This window comes from Rhizobium sp. BK456, assembly GCF_014194045.1.
Lineage (GTDB): Bacteria > Pseudomonadota > Alphaproteobacteria > Rhizobiales > Rhizobiaceae > Rhizobium > Rhizobium redzepovicii.
Genome location: NZ_JACIAO010000028.1, coordinates 1 through 2,683 on the forward strand (window position 1 = coordinate 1; position 2,683 = coordinate 2,683).

Consider the following 2,683-nt stretch of genomic DNA (forward strand, 5'->3'; position numbering starts at 1 on the left):
GGCTTTGCCGCCTTCGCCTTCCTGCGCGGGGCGCCGACGCGCAGGCGCCGGTCGCTGAGGGAGACGAGGCCGCCGACAGCCATGACAAGCGCTCCGCCCCAGATGCAGAGGATGAACGGCTTCCACCAGATGCGCACGACGATGCCGCCGTCCTTGGTGGCGTCGCCCAATGAGACGTAGAGCTGGCTGAGGCCGAAGGTCAGGATGCCCGCCTCCGTCGTCGGCATCTGGCGGGCGGTGTAGAGGCGCTTGGCCGACCAGGTATCGGCGACCGCGACACCGGCGCGGCGGATGGTGAAGTGGCCGCGCTCCTCGGTATAGTTCGGCCCGGTCGCCGGCTGCATGCCGTCGAAATGCAGGCTGTAGCCGCCGGCGTCAGTGGTTTCGCCGGGCTTCATCTCGATGACGTATTCGGTCTGGAAGGTCGTCACCGCGACGATGCCGAGCACGCTGATGCCGAGCCCGGCATGGGCAAGAGCGGTGCCGAAGGCCGACCGCGGCAGGCCGCTCAGACGCCGCCAGGCGACGTTGCCCGCAACCTTGCCGATGCCGGCACGATACCAGAGATCGGCAACCGCGCCGAAGACCAGGAACAGCCCGGCCGCCAGCCCGAGCACGGACAGCACTGGCCCGCCATGCTGGAGATAGAAGAAGATCAGCGCAGCGGCGAAGGCGATGCCGGCGACGACATAGAGCCGCTGCAGGGCGCCGAGCAGATCGCCGCGCTTCCAGGCGAGCAGCGGCCCGAAGGGGACGATGACGATCAGCGGCGCCATCAACAGGCCGAAGGTCAGGTTGAAGAAGGGCGGCCCGACGGAAATCTTGTCGCCGGTCAGCGTTTCCAGCAGCAGCGGATAGAGCGTGCCGGTCAAGACCGTGCCGCAGGCGACCGTCAGGATCAGATTGTTGACGACGAGCGCGCCCTCGCGCGAAATCGGCGCAAACAGCCCGCCGGCCGCAAGCTTCGGCGCCCGAAAGGCAAACAGCGACAGCGCCCCGCCGATGAAGATCAGCAGGATACAGAGAATGAAGACGCCGCGGGAGGGATCGCTGGCAAAGGCATGCACCGAGGTCAGCACGCCGGAGCGCACCAGGAAGGTGCCCATCAGCGACAGCGAGAAGGTGAGGATGGCCAGCAGCACCGTCCAGATCTTCAGCGCCTCGCGCTTTTCCATGACGAGGGCCGAATGCAACAGCGCGGTGCCGGCAAGCCAGGGCATGAAGGAGGCGTTTTCCACCGGATCCCAGAACCACCAGCCGCCCCAGCCGAGCTCGTAATAGGCCCAGTAGGAACCCATGGCGATGCCGAGCGTCAGAAAGGTCCAGGCGGCAAGCGTCCAGGGCCGCACCCAGCGGGCCCAGGCGGCGTCGATGCGGCCTTCGAGGAGGGCGGCGACCGCAAAGGAGAAGCAGACGGAAAAGCCGACATAGCCGAGATAGAGCAGCGGCGGGTGGATCGCCAGGCCGACATCCTGCAGGACCGGATTGAGATCGCGGCCCTCGGCCGGCGCCGGATCGAGCCGCAGGAAGGGATTGGAGGTCAACAGGATGAACAGCGTGAAGGCGACCGAAATCCAGGCCTGTACGGCCAGCACATTGGCCTTCAGCGTCTCCGGCAGATTGCGTCCGAAGACGGCGACCAGCGCGCTGAACAGCGTCAGGATCAACAGCCAGAGCATCATCGATCCCTCGTGATTGCCCCAGACGCCGGAATATTTGTAGATCAGCGGCACCAGCGAATGCGAATTCTCCCAGACGTTCTCGACCGAGAAGTCGGAGACGACATGGGCATAGGTCAAGACGCCGAAGGAGAAGACGACGAGCGCAAACATCGCCAGCGAACCGATGGTGGCGACATCCATCATCGCCCGGTCATGGCGGCGGGCGCCGATGACCGGCACGACGGAGAGGATGAGCGCCGTTGCCAGCGCCAGCACCAGCGCGTAATGGCCGATCTCGATGATCATTGCGTCGCTTTCGCCTCCTGGCCCTGACCCTCTTTCCACAGCCCCTGCTGCTTCAGCCTGTCGGCCACGTCCTTCGGCATATAGGTCTCGTCATGCTTGGCAAGCACGGTATCGGCGGTAAAGACGTTGGTCCCGGGTGCAAACATGCCTTCGGTGACCACCCCCTGCCCCTCGCGGAAAAGATCCGGCAGGATGCCGGTATATTTGACCTTGACGGCATTGGCGCTGCCGTCGGTGACGGAAAATTCCACGGTCGAGCCGGCGCCGCGCACGACGCTGCCCTCGCCAACCAGGCCGCCGAGCCGGATGCGGGTTTCCGGCGCCACCGGGGTCTTGGCCAGATCGGCCGGCATGTAGAAATAGGCGACCGACTGACTGAAAGCGAACATGACCAGCAGCACGGCGGCGGCAATGAAGCCCATGCCGCCTGCGATCACCGCCAGGCGCTTCTGCTTGCGGGTCATTCAGCCAATCCTTCCGTTGATATGCCGAGTTCCCTGGCCAGCGCCAGCAATTGGCTGCCCTGTTCGCCGGGCAGCGGAAAGGCGGCAAGCCCGCGCTTCAGCGCATCGGCGGCACGATCCTTATCGTTCAACACGGCATAGGAACGGACGAGCCGCACCCATCCCTCGAAATTGTTCGGATCGGCGCTGAGCTTGGCGTCGAGGCTCGCGACCATGCCGCGGATCATCTGCTGACGGTCGCCGGCATTCATG

2 protein-coding genes and 1 pseudogene are annotated in these 2,683 nt (G+C 65.3%); all 3 read right to left on the bottom strand.

The annotated features are described in order from the left end of the window. Positions 1-1,967, bottom strand: a 1,967-nt coding sequence (locus FHX03_RS34160; protein WP_183857576.1) for a heme lyase CcmF/NrfE family subunit, incomplete at its 3' end; no start/stop codon positions are given. Beyond that, positions 1,964-2,431: a cytochrome c maturation protein CcmE gene (gene ccmE, locus FHX03_RS34165; RefSeq protein ID WP_097630107.1), complete on the bottom strand. Its 468-nt coding sequence runs from the start codon at positions 2,429-2,431 to the stop codon at positions 1,964-1,966. The genes FHX03_RS34160 and ccmE, both read right to left, overlap by 4 nt. Continuing rightward, positions 2,428-2,683: pseudogene (locus FHX03_RS34170) on the bottom strand (c-type cytochrome biogenesis protein CcmI); the annotation flags it as partial. The gene ccmE and the pseudogene FHX03_RS34170, both read right to left, overlap by 4 nt.

Coding starts and splice junctions, on each gene's coding strand:
- ccmE (WP_097630107.1), bottom strand. CDS start 2,431: ATGACCCGCAAGCAGAAGCGCCTGGCGGTGATCGCAGGCGGCATGGGC.